Genomic DNA, 19,120 nt, shown 5'->3' on the forward strand with positions numbered 1-19,120 from the left:
ATCCATGGCCAGTGAGACGCCCGAGATTACGGACGACGAACTGCTCAGCGGCTCGAACGAAGAGTCGGAGTCACTCACGCCGAAGAAGCTCGCGGTGTACGCGGCGCTGACGATCGGCGTCGTTGCGCCGCTGTTCCCCTTCGCGCTGATGGTCTCGATGTCGTTCAAGCCCGCGGGGGAAATGTACTCCGCGTCGCTGCTCCCGTCGGAACCGACGATGGCACACTACGCGTTCCTGCTGGAGAACGTGCCGATACTCCGGCAGATGCTCAATAGCGTGATCGTCACCGTCGCCGTCGTCACGAGTGTCGTCGTCACCTCCTGTCTAGTGGCATACTCGCTGGCGAAGCTCGACTGGTTCGGCCGGGAGTTCACCTACAACTTCATCCTCGTGACGATGATGATCCCTGGCGTCCTGCTGTTGATCCCGCAGTTCATCATCATCGTCTGGCTCGGCTGGGTCAACACCTACCAGGCGATGATCGTGCCGTTCGCGATCAGTTCCTTCGGCATCTTCCTGCTCACGCAGTTCTTCAAACAGTTGCCGGACAGCCTCATCGACGCTGCGCGGATGGACGGCTGCTCGGAACTGGACATCGTGTTCCGGATTGTCCTGCCGAACTCCTTGCCCGCTATCGCCACCGTGGCGCTGTTCACGTTCATGAACCGGTGGAACGAGATGCTGTGGGACCTCATCGTCATCCGCAACGAGGACATGTACACCTTGCCGGTGAGCATCACGCTGTTCGCCAAGACCGGGCTGTACGGGGACAGCACGGGACCGCTCATGGCCGGTGCGACGCTCTTGGCCGTACCCACTATCCTCCTGTTCCTCCTGTTGCGCCGCTACTTCATCAGCGGCGTCACGATGTCGGGACTGAAGTCGTAGGAACGTTCCTTTCCCCCGTTCAACGAATGACTTCGACGTATGATGTCACGACCGGCCGCATTCACTACCTCGCCCTTGCGCGCGAGGTAGTCAGCGACAGCTACTACCACCTTCCCCGGGTGATGGCCGTGAGCTTCGTCTGGTCCTTGCTGGCTGCCACGGTGGTCCTGGCCGCACCGGCGACGGCCGTGGCCTTTGCCGCCGGTCGCAGCATTCTGGACCACGAACCGTTCGGTGTCCGGGCCGCGGTACGGGCCTTTCAGCACTACTTCTGGCGCGCCCAGGTGGCGTTCGTCCCGGCGTTCCTCCTCGTGAACGTCGCCGGCTGGCTCTGGCTTCGCGCGACGGCGACCGGTGACGCGCTCCCCGCTGTCCTGGCTTTTCTCGCCGTCGACGTGCTCGTCGTGTACGGGTTCCTCCTGCTGTACTACGGCCCGCTCTTAGTCGACGACGGCCTTCGTCGCGCCGTCCCGGTTGAGGACCTCCCCGACCGCCGTCCGACTGCGGCTGACCTACTTCGCGCGTCGGCTACCGTCGCCGTCTCGCGCGTCGGCGTCTCCGTCGCGCTCGGCCTGTTCATCGCCTCGATGGGCGCCCTCCTCGCGTTCACCACGGTCGGATTCGTGGTACTGGCTCCGGTGTTACTCTCGGCGACGCTGGTCCAAGCAACTCGCTATCTCACCGGAGAATCAACGGACTAAACAGACTCTTTCCCAAGCCCAGCGTACGGAGAATTCGCTCATATGCGCACCCCTACGACGCTCGCCACCCTGTTTGCCGTTCTCTCAGTGACCACACTCCTCCTCGGCGTGCTCGGCCTCCTCGAGGGCGCCCCGGGCGTCTGGCCCGAGGGGTGGCCCGTACTGGTGGTCGTCCACGCGCTGCTGGCCGTGATCCTGGGATACTACGTCATGAAAACGAGTTAATACGGACGGTTGAAATTCGTTACCGGTCTGACTCGACTGTCGGGCCCTTTCACTCATCTACTCGTTGTCCAACGACCATCGCTGACAATAGATACGACCGCCCTATGAGTCGCAGCACCCGCTGGCGTCGCGGAACAGGCCGCTGACCTACCGATCAGAGAGTTTGAGGACGACTTCATCGACCACGAGCGCGACCTCCTTCTCGACGCCCCCGCTGTCGCTGACGTTGAACCGCGACCCGACTACGCCGGCGTCTTCTAACTGCTGGATGTGGACGGACACTGTCCCCTTGGAGAGGGAGACCTCCTCCGTCAGTTCCTGAATCGTGCACGTGTCCTCGGCCAGTGTGCGAACAATCTGCCATCGCGTTTCAGACCCGAGCGCAACCGCGAGGTCGAACGCCTCCTCCGCCTTAACTTCCTGGCTCTCCGTCGGCCGCACTTCCGATTGTGCGTTCGGGATGCGACGAGTAAATCGAGGTTCGTCCATGATAGATCCGTGTTTATCATTCCCGTCGAACGATGATGATGAACCTTCCGATTATATTTGGCTACAGTCAAATAAACATGAGATAAACATAATATATTGGCTCGAGTCCTAACCGAGGCAATAGGTTTAACTCAGATGACTAGTACGTTTTCAATAATGGTTGCAACAAGCGATGGTGGGAACCAATGGTGGAATGAACGGTTCTTTCGGTCGGTGACACTGTATCCGTGGGCGACGATGGACATTGAGGACGTCGTCAACAACCTGGCCGACCGGGGCGTCAACGCCGTCTTCGTGGTCGTCAAAGAGAGCGATGGACGCGTATTTTACGACTCTGACGTAGCTCCGCCCCAGGTCCCAGATCGCGACCTGCTCGGCGAACTCGTCGATGCGGCGGCAGACCATGATATCACCGTCGTCCCATCGCTATTCGTCCTCTGTGACAAGTACCTCGTCGAGCGGTATCCGGAGGTCGTCCAGGTCGCCCGTGAGGGGACCGAGATCCGGTACCCGAACGTCTCCGCGGAGTGGATGCACTGGGCCTGCCCGAATCACGATATCGTTCGAGACCACCTCGGTGACGTCGTCGACGAACTGCTCGAGTATGACATCGACGGCCTCCAGTTCACCCACTTCGAGTACCAGCCGGTGATGAACGACGAATCGAGCTACCGCTCCTGTTTCTGCGAGGCCTGCCTCTCGCGTCACGACACGCATAACGTTGACGACGGCTCAGTGGAGTGGACAGCCGCGCGGTGTGAGACGATCACGGGGCTCCTCAAAGAACTGTCGGCGCCACTGCACGACCGGAACGACCTGATGGTGAACGTCGAGATGGAAACCTTTGCGGACTTGGATTCGGCCGTGGAGGACAGCCGTGACACACTGGGCGTCGACCAACTCTCCATCGCCGAATTCGCTGACGTACTCACACCGCGTACCGCGCACGTCGACATCGACATGCACCCGGTGTGGATCCGCGATATCGTCCGGTCGCTTCGGGAACGAACGGGATGTCCCGTCGTTCCGTCGATCCGCACTGCCGACTCCAAGCGGTCGCAGACCAGGGTCCCATCGGACGAACTAATGACCGCCATCCAGATGGCGCTGCACGGCGGCTCACAGGGCGTGTCGTTGTTCTCTACCGGAGCCAACGTCGGTCGAATCTCCAACGAGCAGTGGGAGACCGTCCGCGAGCAGTACCAGGAGCTCAAGCAGTTCGAACGCGTGTACTGGCGCTCGAACTGACCAGGACGATGGCGGCTGAACGTCGCTTTTTTATGTAGTACCCGGCCGTGGCTTTGCGTCCAACGACACGCCGAAGTAGTTTGACTCGAACCAAATATACACCCCAGGCTCCAAAACCCAGACCAACTATTATGCGAGTCGGTCACGGATCTCCGCCGCACATGGCCGATCTCAGCATCGAAAACCTCACGAAGGCGTTCCCATCGGCGGGCGAGGGTGGCCAGCTCGTCGCGGTTGACGACATCTCCCTCACTGTCGAGGATGGCGAGTTCCTCGTTATGCTCGGCCCGTCCGGATGTGGGAAGTCGACGACACTCCGCTGCATTGCCGGCCTCGAGACGCCTACGGCTGGTCAGGTCCGGCTCGGTGATGATAACATCAGCGACGACGAGCCCCAGGCTCGCGACATGGCGATGGTGTTCCAGGACTTCGCCCTGTACCCCCACATGACCGCTAGGGAGAACATGAGTTTCGGCTTGAAGATGAAGACCGACCGATCCTCCGACGAGATTGGCAAGCGGGTCCAAGAGACCGCGGATATGATGGGCATCGGCGACCTACTCGATAAGAAGCCCAAGCAGCTCTCTGGCGGGCAGAAACAACGCGTCGCGCTCGGTCGGGCCATCGTCCGCGACCCAGACTTGTTCCTGATGGACGAACCGCTCTCAAACCTGGACGCGAAGCTCCGGGCGCAGATGCGCACGGAGATCCAACAGCTCCACCGCAAACTGGGCGTAACGACGGTGTACGTCACTCACGACCAGACAGAGGCGATGACGATGTCGGACCGCATCGCTATTCTCAATGGCGGCGTTCTTCAGCAGGTCGCGCCGCCTGACGAAGTGTACCACCACCCGGTCAACCAGTTCGTCGCGGGGTTCATCGGCTCGCCGAGCATGAACTTTCTATCGGTTGAGGCCGCGGAGCGAGACGGCGCCGTCCACCTCGTCGCCGAGGGAGACTCAACCTTCGACTACCGGCTGGACGAGACGACGGTCGAGCGGTGCGACGTCTCCTCGGGCGATCAACTCGTCGTTGGCGTCCGGCCCGAGGACATCCGCGTCCCCCAGGACGAGGCCCACCGCCGGGAGGCGTCGGACCAGCCCCAGGAGGCTATTCTTGATGTCGTTGAGCCGATGGGGAGCGACAACTTCCTCTACCTGCAGGTGGGCGACTCCCCGTGGACGGCCAGGGTAAGTGATGGCGTTTCCCCCGAGGTGGACCGTCCGATCGAGTACACCTTCGACCTGGATACACTCCACCTCTTCGCCCCGAACGGGTCTGCACTGAAGACGACGGGCACCGACAACAGGGCCTACCAAGTCGCAGAGCAATCGACCGTTCCGACCACGGCATCGCTGACGGACAGGGGCGCCGACACCCTCGCCGACGGAGGCGAGAATGTCGAGTGAGCACGCTGCCGCGAACGACGACACCGATTCCGCGGAGCGCCGCCCCATCGGCGGGATCAAAGACACTGACTTGCTCCCGGAGTGGGCCATCGGCCCGTTTACCGTCGACGCGGAACCGGTTCTCGAACCGACTGACCGCGGGTGGGAAGCCGGTCGCATCTTCAATCTCTCCCTCATCGAGGTTGAAGACATCTTGTTCGCCTTCTACCGGGCGACACCCGACGACCGCATTGACCAAGACTCCCGTATCGGACTGGCGTGGAGCGACGACGGTCAGACGTTCCGCCGCCACGTCGACAATCCGGTAATCAAACCGACCGAACCCTACGAACAGCGGGGCTGCGAGGACCCGAAACTGTACAAACACGAGGGCACCCACTACATGTTCTACAATCCTGCCTGGGAGTCGGAAGGGATCTGGGGCGACCCCGGCAGTATCCGGTGTAACATCTGCCTGGCGACGTCGAAGGACCTGATTCACTGGGAGAAAGAGGGCCAGATCGTCCCGGCATCGCTGACTGGCGGCTGGGCGAAGGGCGCTGTCATCCCCCGCGACCCGCAGGGCCGTCCGGTGAAGATCGACGGCGAGTTCCTGATGTACGTCGGCGAACTCGCCGACGATCGCCAGCTGATCGGCCGCTCCGACGACCTACGCAACTGGGAGTTCGAGAAAAAGCGGTTCGTCGACCCGATGCCGGACCGGGGCGTGGAAGCCATCCACGAACCGGCCTCAATGATAACGAACATCCCGGGCCGTGAGGATGATATGGTCCTGACGACCAACTACGTTCCCTCGCCGGATCTCCGTGAGCGCCTCCACACGACCAACCCCGCCGGCGACGAGTACCCGCCCTCCGGCCAGGTGCGCTACTCGAAGGACGACCCGACCGAACCACTGGACTTCGCTCCGGAACCGGCTGGGAGCTGGGGCGGAATCATTGAGTATGACGGCGAGTGGCTCGTCCCCGAACAGGAAACAGCCAGGTTCGCACGGGCGCCGATAGAGTCCGAATAACGGCGAACCACCCCAATGTGCTCCGGATCTGTAACGAACAGCAGCACGACACATTGGGCTGTTACGACAACGAGTTCGTCGACGGCGACACGACCGCCGATGGGCAACGTCGTCGCTCGGTTTGCGTGCCTAGGGACAACGCCCAATTGCCACCGGCCGATAGCCGTTGGTGCGGGCACCGTCGAACCCCACACTCAGGTGCCCGCGGACCACCACACTCCTTCCGTACCATCCATGACAGCGTCGGGTGTTTCCACTCCGGCGCTTACGTCGAGAAGTCGCCCAGCTCGTGCCTAGATCATCGAATTCCAGTACTTTCCTCTACGTGCCACTAACGCTATCTCCGTGCGAGCCGTTCACACAAACGTGGTCGCACATGGCAGAGACTCCAGCACCTGCAGCAACCTCGAAGAGCACCCAGTGGCGAGAGGTATCGCTAGCCCTCTTGGTCGGGATCATTGTTCTCGGTAGTAGCGTCTTCCTCGTCACGGTAGTGCAGGCACCGATTGGACCACCGATCGAGACAGCGCCGTTGTTCGTCTGGAATACGGCCGCTGCATCGATCGCTCTCGTACTGTTGTGGCAGGACACCAAGTACGGGTACGCCGCGTCGGTACTCACAGGCCTGTTGGTCCTGATCTCGCTTAGCCTCATTGGCACGGGCGTCTATGGACGCATCCAACCCGGATCAAGTCCTCTAGGGCCCCTCTCGTACGCGGCACTCGCCATCGCGCTGATTGGCACGACGGTCGCTGCATGGCGAAACCAGATTCCAATCCAGCCACCGAAGGACGAAGAGCCGGCTCCGTGAGAGCCACGCACATCTACTGAGAGAGGATTCAGTGCAGCCGGCGAAACCAGCACGGTTGTCGCGCTGAACTCAGCCTCTCTATCTCGCGCCACGGTTCTAACAGTCGCCGGATAGGTTGATATGGGTCGTGCGACCGACGATGTAGCAGTCGTACTCGAAGGGGTCGTGGGTCGTGTCGGTCACGCTTTGACCTCCTGCCAGTCGCAGTTCTCACACGCACTGTACCCCTGCTCCTTCGCCTCCGACTGGGGGATTTTGAATAGTGTTGTCTGTCGGAACCCCCCACAGGCCGCGTGTTTCGCCCGCTGGCCGCCCTTCACGCGGTGGTACCGTTTCCCGTATGGCGTGACGACCACCGTTCTGTCTACTTGCATTACGAACTGCCCTCCGTGTGGTCGTTTGCGGCCGTAACTTCGACAGCCAGATTTTGCAGGCCATCGACGCTCATCAGTATCCCATCCGGCCCCGGCGTCTCGCGGAGTCGTTCTGTCGAGAGTAACAGCGAGTCACCGCGGTCGTATATCTCCACGCCCTCGGCTGAGATGGTGGTTGGCGTTTCGGCGTCGTCAACGTGTAGTGTGTCGGTCATATCTGTAACAACTCCGTGCAGTGTTGTATGTAGTTGCGGTTGTCCGCTCGGTACTCAAGCGCCCGCTGGCAGACGCCCGGCCACTCCTCGCGTGGGACGCCGGGCTGGCCGAGGTACGGGATACGGTCCTCGTCGATGGCCTCCGGCGGCATCCGCGCCATCGCGTAGATCGAGCAGAACTCTTCGCTCGTCTTTGCGACGTCGTCGCCGTCCTCGTGGCGAATCCGGATGGCGACGTGGCCGAGTTCGTGCCAGAGTGTGACGTTCGTCGTGTACTCGTCCGGCGGCAGGCAGATGAGGCGGTTGTAGCCGAACGCCTGTGCCTGTGCGTCGGCGTTCTCGTACAGCAACCCGACGTTGACGGTCTCGTGGGCCAGCGCCATCGAGACCCGCACGACGAGTTTCAGACGGACCCTCGTGGGGGTGAAGCATCTCCAGCGCGGAGACCTGCTGATGAAGCTCGGACTAGTCGAGAAGATTCACGACGGTTTTTCGAACTCGCTAGATGGCGCGAGGAACACGTCGGCGACGACTGATTACTTCTCGTTCTCGAACGCCTCGCTCGACACCTCGGCCAGTTCACTCGCTTCGATGTGGCTGTACATCTCGCTCGTCGTCGACGGGTCTTCGTGCCGGAGTGCCCGCTGGGCGGCTTCGAACCCGACGTTCCGGTAGAGGAACTCGCCGACGCCGCGCCGCGCACCGTGGGGCGTCAGGTAGTCCTTCGGCCCGTCGACGTCGATATCGCCGTCGTCGCACAGCCGTTTCAGGATACTCCGAACACCGTTGACGGAGATGGACGGCGGCCGAGCGTCGTGCTCGCGAAGCGCTGCGAGCAGATCGTCGCCGGGCTCGGCGTCGTCGGGGAGCTGACTGTGTAGCGACGGGGCATGGAGCGTCGGGAAGACGGGCCAGGAGTCGGCGGGCGGGTCCAGCACCGTCTCCCAGCGCTCGATGGCCGGGTGGGCTTGCTCGGGCAGTTGGAGGTGCTGGCGTTCCTGATTCTTCCCGAGGACGGTGATGCGGTTGTCGCCGAGTTCGACGTCGCCCCACGTGATGCCGGTTCTCCGCTCGTCGCGAGAGTCACGGACCAGTTCGCTCACACGGGCGCCCGTGTACGCGAGGACGTAGACGAGCGCCCGGTCCCGGACCTCGGTCCGGGCGTCGAGGCCGTCGGCGTCGATGGCGGCGTGGGCCTGTTCGTCGGCGTAGTTGCAGAGTGCCTGTCGCTCGCGAGGACTCCAGAACTGCTGGGTGTCGGTCTGTCCGAGTGAGCGTTCGGGAGCTTGTCTGTGACGCGTTCGACGATGGCGGGGTTCTCGGTCAGCCACTCCCACTTCTGGCAGTGCGTGAGGAACGCACGGACCAGCGAGTAGTACTGGTGGGCGGTCTCGCCGGTGATACCCGCCTCGCCCGTGGGGTCGGCGGCGCGGGCCTGGGCCCGCCGAGCGAGGTAGTCGGCGTAGCTCTGCATGTGCCGGGGTTCGACCTCGTCGACGTACTCCAGCCGGTCGGCGTGCTGGTCGGCCCACTGGCGGACGACGCGGCCGGCCATGTCGGCGTAGTTCCCCGAGCCCGCCAGTTTCGCCTTGTCGGCGACGAAGTGCTCGATGGCCTCGGAGAGGGGTTTTCGCCGGTCAGACGGTGGGTGCTGGTCCTGTGGCATCCGTTCGGCTTACCCGAGGGCGGTGGGGTGCAAAAATCTACTGCACATTACTGGACTAATGCATACTAGAGATATTCCAGACCTAATCGCCAGACGGCGGTGCAATTTGGCGTTTATAAATTATATACCGCTATATGAAATCGCAGTAGGCACCCACCCACAATCTCGGAGGATGATTTTGATGCGTTCCTTCTGTTCGTCCGTAATTACTGTGAAAGGGGAGCAGCCTTGCGGTTTTAATTTCCCATCACTTATAAAGTTTTTCTGAGTGATATTTTCTGTGATGGTCTACTAATCGCTAGACGAAATCCTATCCAGACGCATACAATGTGAAAATAAGGCACGCAACACGACCCATCCTCCGAAACTGTGACCCACCGCAGTTTCGGAAGATAGACTAAAACTAGGCCAATTACTGGTATAGTATGGCGAAGTTAGTCCCACTGAGTCAAGATTTCCGATAACTCTATCGAATATACTTCTCGAATATCATATAATAGTCGGAGCGAACGGCCCTCAGACAGTGTTTCCACTCTCAGGCAGCTAACCGAGTCCATTCTGATCGAGTTAGTCAGCTGGAATCAATGCCGAACACACGAGTTCGACACACTCACCGGCAGTCAACACAGGTGCATAATCCATCTCCCCCTCGACATCGGCTTTCAGCAGAAAGTCCGTGAGCCGCCAGATATTGTGGAGTAGCACTGCAAATGCGAAGTAGAACAGTCTGACGCGGTAGTCCTTCGAGGACGTCTTCGCGAAGAAGTCGTGCTTGATCGATTTGTACTCGTTTTCGATCTGCCAGCGCCGGTTGTAGCGCCGACAGAAGGTCGCAGCCTCGTTCGGCCCGACTCATCCGGGATGCGTTCGAGACCACAGATCGCTGCGAGTTCTTGATATTGTGCCAGTGGTCGGTAGCTCTGCGAATGCCGACACCGTAGGCCGTTTCGCGGTTCGACTGCATTCATGGGGGGTGTCATTGACGAACCGACGATCAGAGACGACGCGGTGCTGTGGGTCCGGGCGGTGTCCGTCCACCCCGACGTCTGGCACGTCGTGCGGAGATGCCCGAGGAATCAGACAGTCGGCGGCGGTGTGGTCGACCGAGACCAGACATACGGGCCAACCGGTCGTGCGTTGGGTAGCCAGTTCGTCGCTCGACGTCGAGTCTGCAACGCCTGCTCAGTAGACTTCCCGATTGAATGGCAGTACCAGCCAAAATGCGAGTTGAGCGGTGAGGTGCCGCTCAGGTAGAGGTACGGTCGCAGTTCCAACCGGGGTCGTGACCAGTGCGGTCGATGAGGTCGGAACGACACGCGGGGCAATAGTCGGGGGTAACAGATTCGCTTCGAGGGACGTACACCGCACCACTGCACTCCACGCATGCATCCGCAACGATCGTCGTACAGTCCGCACAGACGTTGAACTCGTCAACTGTGAGGTCGCGCAGGGGTTCGAGTTGTTTCTGTAAGATATACTCGTCGATGACCGTCTGACAGCTGTGGCACGATTTCATGGCGGTGCATCGTGTTCCATGTGACCACATGATAAATACTTGTCCCCGGATCCTGACGGATTCACTGTGGCTGCGACCAAGAGCGGCCCACCCGTCGTTGGTGCTGGCTGCTGTCCTATCGCGAAATCTCCCCCGACAGAACCGCACGCTGAGCGGATGCGCGTCCGGGCAGATAGAGATCACAGTTGCAGCATACCGTATCAAGAGTCGTGGTACCACGATTCACGGAAGTGGTATACCCTAGCCGGGAGCACGTGTAGTTGTAATGGCAAACGGCAAAGTTGACTTCTTCAACGACACGGGCGGATACGGATTCATTTCGACTGACGACGACAGCGTAGACGACGACGAAGACGTGTTCTTCCACATGGAAGACGTCGGCGGCCCGGACCTCGAAGAAGGTCAGGAAGTCGAATTCGACATCGAATCATCCGAAAAGGGCCCTCGCGCGACGAATCTCGTCCGTCAATAGCGACGACTTTTCAGTCACCGCTCGACGACAACGACTCGGTACTCGGTGACTTTAGGTATCGAGAGACTTCTCGGACGAGTACGACGACCGGATGGTCCAGTACACGAAATCGGTCCGGGAGAATCCCGCCGCATTCGAGGCGCTCGTCGACGACCAGAGGCCGAGCGGCCGTACCACGAACACAGTACCGTCAGGCCAATCGTTGTCGCCGGAGACCTCGAAGGACGAGTCCCCGAGTCGGCCGCCCACGGAGAATCCTGAACGGCGGCGTCAGTAGTTCGCTCGCCCCAGTTGCTCGCGGACGGCCATCGACTGGCAGCGGGGACAAGCAGCTCTCGTCTTTCGACGGCTGCGGCTCGTTGCGCGCCGGTGATGCGTTCGTCGCCCGCTCGCTGTCCGGGCTGCCTGAGATGCGACAGCAGCGTCAGGGAAAGGCTTTGAGAGGTTGGGCCCCGTATGTGAAACATGGACACAGACCGACTGAAAGCGCTCGTACCACACTACATTGTGATGTTTCTGCTCGTCTTTCTCGTCCTCGCGATCGTTCGCGCCGTCGTGGGTGAGATCGGGTTCTTGGTCGAATTAGTGATCATCGCCGTCGTCGTCTTTGCGTACCGACCCATCGTACTGCAACTCGGCATCGGGCCCAGCGAATGGGAGGAGTAACACCGCTATGGACATCATCGCTCCGAGGTTTGCACCCACAGTTGACTGAGCGCTGTCGTGTAGCTAGGCTGACTCGGTCCTGAAACGAACCGATAAAGCCCAGAATGGCAGAGCTGAGGACCCGAAAAGAGATTACAGCCACGCCCTCTGAAATCGTCGATTCGTGTAAATAGGCGACATAAACACCCGACAGTTCTAATGCCAAGTTCCTATCCTTTAACTATACGCGACGACACACCCTTATCAATGAATCGCCGTCGATTCACCGTCGTGACCGCAGGGTCTATATTTTTGTCTGGCTGTGGTCGATTGAGTATACTTGAGGACACTAACGAGGACACGCCCTCAGATAGGACAACGCCCTCGGCCGCCAACACAGAAACAGGAACAAACACAGCGACAAGGACGAATACAGCAACAAGGACGGACGACGAGGAACCGGCTTTCGGTCCTGGAACTGATACCGACAGTATCGTCTTACGTCTCTCAGACGTGCCTGACGGGTACGAATACAGTGGCGAAACGAACGTTCAGACCAGCAAGCTACGTGGTGATACGCGGGAACGGTACGCATCCCGCGACATCGTGCGCCAGCACTCTCGGAGCTTCCGGCGGGCCGACGATTCGACGAGTCCACGACTGATCTATTCTGAGGCGACCGTGTACCAACAGGCCAGCCACGCAGCGTCCCAATTACGCGATATCCACGATACGTTCGAATCAAACTCCGGCGAGATCGAGACGGTTGAACTCGCATCAGGCGTAACTGGGATGCAGGTCACACACACGAATGACCGGGGGACCAAGAACACGCTGATTTATTATCATACCTCAAACTTGGTGCTGCTTGTTATCACGTCCGGGCAAGATCAGTTCTACCCCGAGCGGACACAGAAACTGCTGGTGAAGATGATTTCTGATACCGGTTGACGTTTCCCCACCCTACCGCGGGTTTTCGCACTGCTGCTCTCGCTGTGGACCGGTGCGTAGTCCTCCCACTGTGAGGGTATCGTAGAACGATTAGCACACCAAAGAGCAGGGTGAGCGCTGACGTGGTATGACCCCAGCGACCCTGTAAGATGCTCCTTCGGTAGAGTCGTTTTTCACCGTCGTGGCGACGGAGACGCTCGCGTTGTTTGCGTATCCCCTCACGCCGCGTCTGTGCCGCATCGTCGCGATCACCAACTACGAACGCGGAGACAATCCGGGAAGTACCGTTATCACGGTGTGAGAACTCTTCTACGGCACGTCCCCAGTGTAGCTAACTTCTCGTAGTTCCGCAATCGTCTGTTCAAAATCGCGTACGGTCTCTCCCTTTTGGATTTCGGAGGAATCGATATAGTCCAGTATGTCCTCGTTAGCCTCCAGAACTGCTTGTACCAAGTCTTCGGTCTTGACCGCGAATCCGACTGCCGAGCGGATGGGGACTGTGGGTTCTACTGCCGCTCCTATCGGAACGGTCTGAAATCCGATTCGGACTCGCGATGTATTTAGCCACGACAGGACGATATACCCCATCCCGTCATATAATTCGATACGAGATTCGGTTGATTTCGTCGGATCTACGTCACCACGTGCGAATTCTAATGCCCTCGCTGAAAAGTTGCGCAAGATCGGAAGCGGATACTCTCCCTTATATTCAAAATCCTGGTTAAATTCGCTCTCAAGCGCGTCCTGTGACTCGAATCGGGTCAACTCGTGACCATCTATGGCTACTTTCACACCGCCGTAGATTTGTTGTACAGTTTGTGTGGCTGCAGAATTTGCGTTATCGAATGCGACGTCGATAGACAGCGTTTCGGCGAGGGGATAGGCGCGTTCGTTACTCATGAGGCGAACTTGGGATAGGCCGTCGTGACCTGATTGTTGGAACTACTGACGATGACCCGAATCCGGCTGAATCCGTATTTTTCCTCTACCGACTTAGGCACATCCCACACAATTGCTTGTGGGTCATCCGGGTCTGGCTTTCCTTTTCGGAGTGCTTTAGTCACGTAGGTCTTCATTTGCGACTCCGTCATATCTGCTTGCTGGTCAAATCTAGTCACGCCGGGGCCAGCATTAGAATTGTCTAAATGTTTTGATTGGATCTTCGCCACTCCGTATCCCTTGTTGGCAGTCTCGTCATATTCGCCCTTTGTAAGAGCGTACACGGTTCCAGTTTCCTCGTTTTTTGAAACCCGTCGCAGTTCCATGACGGGGTCATCCATCTTCTTTGTCAGCTCGATCACTTCGTCTGCTTCAACGTTGTTCGACTGACGAACGATATCAGTTAGGTGCGATGCCTCGTCGGCAGTGAATCCAGCTTTCTTGAATTTCGTCTTGGCGACCGCTTTACGAAGCGTATTGGCCGTATCGGGGTCTTTGACTTTGTCTAGAACTCGTGAAACCCGACTGCCGGCCTTCGAAATGAGTATTTCAGCCCACTCATCGACCTTGTTGGGGACGTTCTGTACTACCGAGATAGACACCTTAGCGACGTCGGAAATATCCTCTGCGGTATCGAGTGAGAAGCTCCCTCCAGCGACAGCAACACCACCTCCCGTTGGGGACGTCATGACGCCAATGACGGTTCCTGCCGATCCAATCGTGCTTGCAGCAGCACCACCACAATCAAGGCCGTTTGTAGCTAACCCGTCGTTTGGGGCGAGGAGGCAGTCGCGTATGTCGGCTGGCGCGTCCGCGACTGGAACCATGCTGAATCCGAGCCATCCGATGTGGTACTCTAGTGTTTGTGCCCCCGAGACACCCATCTGGACACCCACTTCACCGAGAATTGACCCTTTATTCGCGTTGCTGATGAGCTGCCAGTTATCGGATGAGTCGGCACTGTCGACCGTGATTTGGACGTCGTTTTCGCCCGGAGTGACGCTGAGTTCCTGTCGGTATACCGATTCACCGTCACGAGTCACATCAACCGTATAAGACTTCCCAACTGCGAACTGATGATCGTCAAAGCTGAATCTACCGTTCTCTCCAACGAACGCGGATTGGCCGTTGATTGAAACGACTCCATCGGAGAGCGGTTCGCCCTGCTCGTTCACTACCGTCCCAGAGATACTGCCGGTTCGCGTAATGTGGACTGTCGTCTCGGTGCGCTCACCAGCAGGCACGTCGATAGTCTTTGTCGTCTCGCTGCCAACAACTCCGGGGAGCGTAACCTCTGTGACGTGTTGTCCGGGTGTAAGCGCGGTAAATCGGGCCTGTCCCGCTGTGTTTGTTTTGACTGTCTCCGAATTTGACAGCAGAGACACCGACGCGTCTTCCACTGACGCCCCGGAGCTATCAACGACGGTGACAGTCAGCACCGTCTCAGTGAACGTGACGGGCTGCCGGTCGACATCGACGGCGTGGCCGCCCGTCGTCGCAAGTTCGAATCGTACGACTCTATCTGTATCTGTCCCGTATAACTGCGCGCTGAACTCGACAGTTGTTTCTGCTCCCGGCGACAGAGTCACCCTCTGTGTTTGGCTGCCGTCGATCTCGATACCACTGGGTTCTGCCATCTCCAGGGCAAATGTGGCTTCGCTGGACCCCGTGTTCCGGATCGTGACGGACGGTTCGAAACGCTCCCCGGGTTGGTACGCCTCCGGAACCCCTTCTACGGTGAGTATCGTGCCCTCGGGACGAGCGAGTCTGACTTCTCGTAACTGTTGTTGGTCCCCGGTCACCGATGTGTTGAACCGCTCGTCGACGTATCCGTCACGAGAAACAGTCACCGCATGTGTGCCATCTGAGAGACCGTCGAACCGTACGGTACCGTCAGCGTCGGTTTCCTTGCTCTGGTGTTCACCAACGGAGACTGTCGCGCCTGCGATCGGTTCGTCCTTCGGGCCGCTCACCTGAATCGTGATAGCAGCCTGTGTGCCGACACTGAACGCATCACTCGTTCGCTTGCGCTCGACTCGTGTACGCAGACTGTCGGGGTCGTGTTCTTGCCAGACGGACGTGACTGTCGTATATTCGCCGCTGGCGGCTGTCTCGGGAATAGACCAAGGCAGTGTGATTACAATTTGCTCGCCCGGACGCAAGGTTACGGACTGACCGACCTGCCCAGTGGTCGTATATTCGTCGCCGTTCGGACCGACGACACTGTGTCCAACAAAAAAGGTACGTTCGGAGTTGCCGGTGTTCTCGACGGTTGCGACTGCCTCGACTGTTTCGCCCGGTTTGAATTCACCAGTCCCAACGTCGACACCGGTGATGCGTGCACTGACGGTCGCTGTCTCTGTCACCTCGAACGCGTCAGTTCGCTCGGCTGTATCGAGACGCATCCGTGAGGGTCCCCGATCGGGTTCCACCCAGACCGTCGCGGAGCCGTCGTAGCTGCCGTTTTCGGCCTCTTCCGGGACGGTCACGGTGAGGTCGACTGTCTGACGTTCGCCGGGGCTCAGTGCCACCGACTGACCGCCACCCGCTGTGGTCTCACCACTCGAACTGCGGGCAGAGATGTTTACCCAGAATGTGTTGGTCCTGTCCCCGGTGTTCTCGATGGTAGCGGCCCCAGTGACGGTGTCACCGGGCTGGTAGGTCCCGCTGTCGACGGCGAACGACGTGATCGTCGCACTCGATGTTCGTTGTTCGATCTGGAAGGCGCCCAGCCGAGTGGTCCTGTCGTACGTTGTGTCCTTGTTCTCTGACTTGTATACGGCTGTCCCGCCGTCGTACGTCCCTGTTGTGGCCCCGTCGGGGACAGTCCAGGTCAACTCGACCGTCCGGCGCTCGTCGGGTGCCAACTCGAGATAGTCGCCCTCACCCGTTGTCCAGCCGTCCTCTGGTCCCTGTGCGGAGAAGTCGACCCAGAACGAGTGGGTCGTGTCGCCGGTGTTCTCGACCGTAATCGTTCCGGTGACGGTGTCTCCGGGCTGGTGGGTTCCGCCGTCGACGGCGAACGACGTGATCCTCGCCGCTGTCGTTGGCCGGTCGACCCGGAAAGCGTCGAGCCGGGACTGAACGTCGTACTTCGTGTCCTTGTTCGCTGACTTGTATACGGCTGTCCCGCCGTCGTACGTCCCTGTTGCTGCCCCGTCGGGGACAGTCCAGGTCAACTCGACCGTCCGGGACTCGCCGGGCGTGAGGTCGACGTATCCGCCTTCACCCGTTGTCCAGCCGCCCGCTGGTCCCTGTGCAGAGAAGTCGACCCAGAACGAGTGGGTCGTGTCGCCGGTGTTCTCGACGGTAATCGTTCCGGTGACGGTGTCTCCGGGCTGATAGGTACCATCGTCGACGGCGAACCCGGTGATCCGCGCCGCTGTCGTCGGCTGATCGACTCGGAAGGCGTCCGACCGAGAGGCCCCGTCGTACTTCGTGTCCTTGTTCTCTGACTCGTATATCGCCGTTCCGGCGTCGTACGTTCCCGATGGGGCGCCGTCGGGGACAGTCCAGTCCAACGCTATCGTTCTGCGTTCGCCCGGGGACAAGTCGACGTATGTTCCTTCGCCCGTGGACCAACCACTGTCTGGTCCCTGTGCGGAGAAGTCGACCCAGAACGAGTGGGTCGTGTCGCCGGTGTTCTCGACGGTAATCGTTCCGGTGACGGTGTCTCCGGGCTGATATGTTCCGCCGTCAACGGCGAACGACGTGATCCTCGCCGCTGTCGTCGGCTGGTCGACTCGGAAGGCGTCCGACCGAGAGGCCCCGTCGTATTTCGTCTCCTTCGCGTCAGACTTGTATACGGCTGTCCCGCCGTCGTACGTCCCTGTTGTGGCCCCGTCGGGGACAGTCCAGGTCAACGCGACCGTCCGGGACTCGCCGGGTGACAAATCAAGGTACCCTCTTTCGCCAGTGGACCAACCACTGTCGGGCCCCTGTGCGGAGAAGTCGACCCAGAACGAGTGGGTCGTATCGCCGGTGTTCTCGACCGTAATCGTTCCGGTGACGGTTTCTCCGGGCTGGTGGGTTCCGCCGTCGACGGCGAATTCGGTGATCCTCGCCGCTGTCGTCGGCTGATCGACTCGGAAGGCGTCCGACCGAGAGGCTCCGTCGTACTTCGTGTCCTTGTTCGCTGACTTGTACACGGCTGTCCCGCCGTCGTACGAACCTGTTGCTGCCCCGTCGGGGACAGTCCAGTCCAACGCTATCGTTCTGCGTTCGCCCGGGGACAAGTCGACGTATCCGCCTTCACCCGTCGACCAGCCGCCCGCTGGCCGCTGTGCGGAGAAGTCGACCCAGAACGAGTGGGTCGTGTCGCCAGTGTTCTCGACGGTAACGGTCCCAGTGACGGTGTCACCGGGCCGGTAGGTCCCGCTGTCGACGGCGAACTCGGTGATCCGCGCCGCTGTCGTCGGCTGGTCGACTCGGAAGGCGTCGAGTCGGGACTGACCGTCGTACTTCGTGTCCTTGTTCTCTGACTTGTATACGGCTGTCCCGCCGTCGTACGTCCCTGTTGCTGCCCCGTCGGGGACAGTCCAAGTCAACTCGACCGTCCGGGACTCACCGGGCGATAAATCAAGGTATCGGCCCGCACCGGTCGACCAGCCCCCCGCTGGCCGCTGCGCGGAGAAGTCGACCCAGAACGAGTGGGTCGTATCGCCAGTGTTCTCCACGGTAACGGTCCCAGTGACGGTGTCTCCGGGCTGATATGTTCCGCCGTCGACGGCGAACCCGGTGATCGTCGATTCGGTAGTTGGGTGCGTGACTTCGAACGCGTCCCGTTCCTCGTCACCGCCGAGCCGGTTGGTCTTGCTCTCCGATTCGTAGATCGCCGCCCCAGCGTTATAGACGCCTGGCTGTGCGCTTTCGGGGACTGTCCACGAGAGTTCGATCACACGGCGCTCGCCGGGCGCCAACTCGATGTGCCGGCCCGTACCGAGCGACCAGACCCCGTCGGGGTTCTCTGCCGAGAAATCGACCCAGAACGTGTGCCGCTCATCCCCGGTGTTCTCGACGACCATGGTTCCAGAGACCGTATCGCCCGGATAGACGGTCCCGCTGTCGGCGTGGAGGTCGCTCAGCGTCGCCGAAACCCCGACGCCGCTTGCGGCGGCCGGCTGTGCGACTGACGCAACCGGCGCGAGTGCTAGTACCAGTGCTACCGTGACGACTGCGTAGTTCCCCACTCCACCCATTTGCTGAACTGATACATCGTAGAAGATACCTGATAAATAACCTTTTGATACTCGGGATAAATCTGCTACACAGTAGATGATGACGCCGTACCAATCGCTACGCGTTTGAACCGCGCGGCGTTGCACGGCGGAGGCCGACCGGAGGCTAACCGAGCGTCGGTCAGTGTATTCGTCGGACGGTTGTGCTCCCCGTTTATCACCGAGTATACGGTCTGAAGCAGCCGCTCATCGGGTGTATATACTGTCTCTTGACGATTGGTTGCCTACAGCGATCAGCGAAATAAGTGTGTCCCGGCGATACCATATTAGCTGCTCTGGGGAGATACCTCTGCGTACTCGTCGATGTGGGAGGTG

General features: G+C 59.9%; 19 protein-coding genes and 1 pseudogene. 10 read left to right on the plus strand and 10 right to left on the minus strand.

The window, feature by feature from the left end; translation table 11 throughout:
• Positions 1 to 4: 4 nt before the first annotated feature.
• From G9465_RS19410 to G9465_RS19420, 3 genes are read left to right on the plus strand one after another with little or no spacing between them, the layout of a single operon-like run.
• Positions 5 to 889 (plus strand): carbohydrate ABC transporter permease, encoded by an 885-nt coding sequence (locus G9465_RS19410; RefSeq protein WP_166973333.1) that lies wholly within the window; start codon positions 5 to 7, stop codon positions 887 to 889.
• Positions 890 to 915: 26 nt separating this feature from the next.
• On the plus strand, positions 916 to 1,590 hold the full coding sequence (locus tag G9465_RS19415; RefSeq protein ID WP_166973354.1) for a hypothetical protein: 675 nt from the start codon (positions 916 to 918) through the stop codon (positions 1,588 to 1,590).
• 42 nt (positions 1,591 to 1,632) lie between these two features.
• Positions 1,633 to 1,815, plus strand: a complete 183-nt coding sequence (locus G9465_RS19420) for a hypothetical protein (protein ID WP_166973356.1) — start codon at positions 1,633 to 1,635, stop codon at positions 1,813 to 1,815.
• Positions 1,816 to 1,962: 147 nt separating this feature from the next.
• Here G9465_RS19420 and G9465_RS19425 read toward each other — a convergent pair whose 3' ends face one another.
• Positions 1,963 to 2,304, minus strand: coding sequence for a transcriptional regulator (locus G9465_RS19425; RefSeq protein WP_166973358.1), 342 nt, complete (start codon positions 2,302 to 2,304; stop codon positions 1,963 to 1,965).
• Positions 2,305 to 2,460: 156 nt separating this feature from the next.
• On the opposite strand from G9465_RS19425, the gene G9465_RS19430 reads away from it, so the two are divergent.
• From G9465_RS19430 to G9465_RS19445, 4 genes are all read left to right on the plus strand, one after another.
• A complete protein-coding gene (locus G9465_RS19430) occupies positions 2,461 to 3,552 on the plus strand; it encodes a family 10 glycosylhydrolase (RefSeq protein ID WP_166973360.1) in 1,092 nt (363 codons plus the stop codon).
• A 161-nt stretch (positions 3,553 to 3,713) separates the two neighbouring features.
• Positions 3,714 to 4,964, plus strand: coding sequence for an ABC transporter ATP-binding protein (locus G9465_RS19435; protein WP_166973362.1), 1,251 nt, complete (start codon positions 3,714 to 3,716; stop codon positions 4,962 to 4,964).
• Complete coding sequence (locus G9465_RS19440) at positions 4,954 to 5,979, plus strand: hypothetical protein (protein WP_166973364.1); 1,026 nt, start codon at positions 4,954 to 4,956, stop codon at positions 5,977 to 5,979. Before G9465_RS19435 ends, G9465_RS19440 begins: the two co-directional genes overlap by 11 nt.
• A gap of 376 nt (positions 5,980 to 6,355) precedes the next feature.
• The gene (locus G9465_RS19445; protein WP_166973366.1) at positions 6,356 to 6,790 is read left to right on the plus strand and encodes a hypothetical protein; all 435 of its coding nucleotides are present in this window, start codon (positions 6,356 to 6,358) and stop codon (positions 6,788 to 6,790) included.
• A 179-nt stretch (positions 6,791 to 6,969) separates the two neighbouring features.
• Here G9465_RS19445 and G9465_RS19450 read toward each other — a convergent pair whose 3' ends face one another.
• From G9465_RS19450 to G9465_RS25765, 7 genes and pseudogenes are all read right to left on the minus strand, one after another.
• On the minus strand, positions 6,970 to 7,164 hold the full coding sequence (locus tag G9465_RS19450) for a hypothetical protein (RefSeq protein WP_166973368.1): 195 nt from the start codon (positions 7,162 to 7,164) through the stop codon (positions 6,970 to 6,972).
• Entirely contained in the window at positions 7,164 to 7,379 is a 216-nt protein-coding gene (locus G9465_RS19455; protein WP_166973370.1) for a hypothetical protein, read from the minus strand. Before G9465_RS19455 ends, G9465_RS19450 begins: the two co-directional genes overlap by 1 nt.
• Positions 7,376 to 7,762 (minus strand): hypothetical protein, encoded by a 387-nt coding sequence (locus tag G9465_RS19460; RefSeq protein ID WP_166973372.1) that lies wholly within the window; start codon positions 7,760 to 7,762, stop codon positions 7,376 to 7,378. Before G9465_RS19460 ends, G9465_RS19455 begins: the two co-directional genes overlap by 4 nt.
• 153 nt (positions 7,763 to 7,915) lie before the next feature.
• Positions 7,916 to 8,482 carry a tyrosine-type recombinase/integrase gene (locus G9465_RS25750; RefSeq protein WP_255491995.1) on the minus strand — a complete coding sequence of 189 codons (567 nt, stop codon included), beginning with the start codon at positions 8,480 to 8,482 and terminating at the stop codon, positions 7,916 to 7,918.
• Positions 8,479 to 9,045: a hypothetical protein gene (locus tag G9465_RS25755; protein WP_227015806.1), complete on the minus strand. Its 567-nt coding sequence runs from the start codon at positions 9,043 to 9,045 to the stop codon at positions 8,479 to 8,481. The genes G9465_RS25750 and G9465_RS25755 overlap by 4 nt, the downstream gene beginning before the upstream one ends.
• Positions 9,046 to 9,612: 567 nt before the next feature.
• Positions 9,613 to 9,897, minus strand: a pseudogene (locus G9465_RS25760) (transposase); the annotation flags it as partial.
• A 394-nt stretch (positions 9,898 to 10,291) separates the two neighbouring features.
• Entirely contained in the window at positions 10,292 to 10,561 is a 270-nt protein-coding gene (locus tag G9465_RS25765; protein ID WP_166973374.1) for a hypothetical protein, read from the minus strand.
• Between the two features lie 265 nt (positions 10,562 to 10,826).
• Between G9465_RS25765 and G9465_RS19480 the strand changes: the two genes are divergently transcribed.
• The 3 genes from G9465_RS19480 (at position 10,827) to G9465_RS19490 (ending at position 12,629) form a co-directional block, all read left to right on the plus strand.
• Positions 10,827 to 11,033 (plus strand): cold-shock protein, encoded by a 207-nt coding sequence (locus tag G9465_RS19480; RefSeq protein WP_166973376.1) that lies wholly within the window; start codon positions 10,827 to 10,829, stop codon positions 11,031 to 11,033.
• Positions 11,034 to 11,498: 465 nt separating this feature from the next.
• Positions 11,499 to 11,699, plus strand: a complete 201-nt coding sequence (locus tag G9465_RS19485) for a hypothetical protein (protein ID WP_166973378.1) — start codon at positions 11,499 to 11,501, stop codon at positions 11,697 to 11,699.
• A gap of 492 nt (positions 11,700 to 12,191) precedes the next feature.
• Entirely contained in the window at positions 12,192 to 12,629 is a 438-nt protein-coding gene (locus G9465_RS19490) for a hypothetical protein (protein ID WP_166973380.1), read from the plus strand.
• 309 nt (positions 12,630 to 12,938) lie between these two features.
• Here G9465_RS19490 and G9465_RS19495 read toward each other — a convergent pair whose 3' ends face one another.
• Complete coding sequence (locus tag G9465_RS19495; protein ID WP_166973382.1) at positions 12,939 to 13,529, minus strand: hypothetical protein; 591 nt, start codon at positions 13,527 to 13,529, stop codon at positions 12,939 to 12,941.
• Positions 13,526 to 18,766, minus strand: a complete 5,241-nt coding sequence (locus tag G9465_RS19500) for an NEW3 domain-containing protein (protein ID WP_166973385.1) — start codon at positions 18,764 to 18,766, stop codon at positions 13,526 to 13,528. Before G9465_RS19500 ends, G9465_RS19495 begins: the two co-directional genes overlap by 4 nt.
• Between the last annotated feature and the right edge of the window lie 354 nt (positions 18,767 to 19,120).

The sequence above is a fragment of the Haloarcula sp. JP-L23 genome (genome assembly GCF_011602445.1).
Classification (GTDB): domain Archaea; phylum Halobacteriota; class Halobacteria; order Halobacteriales; family Haloarculaceae; genus Haloarcula; species Haloarcula pellucida.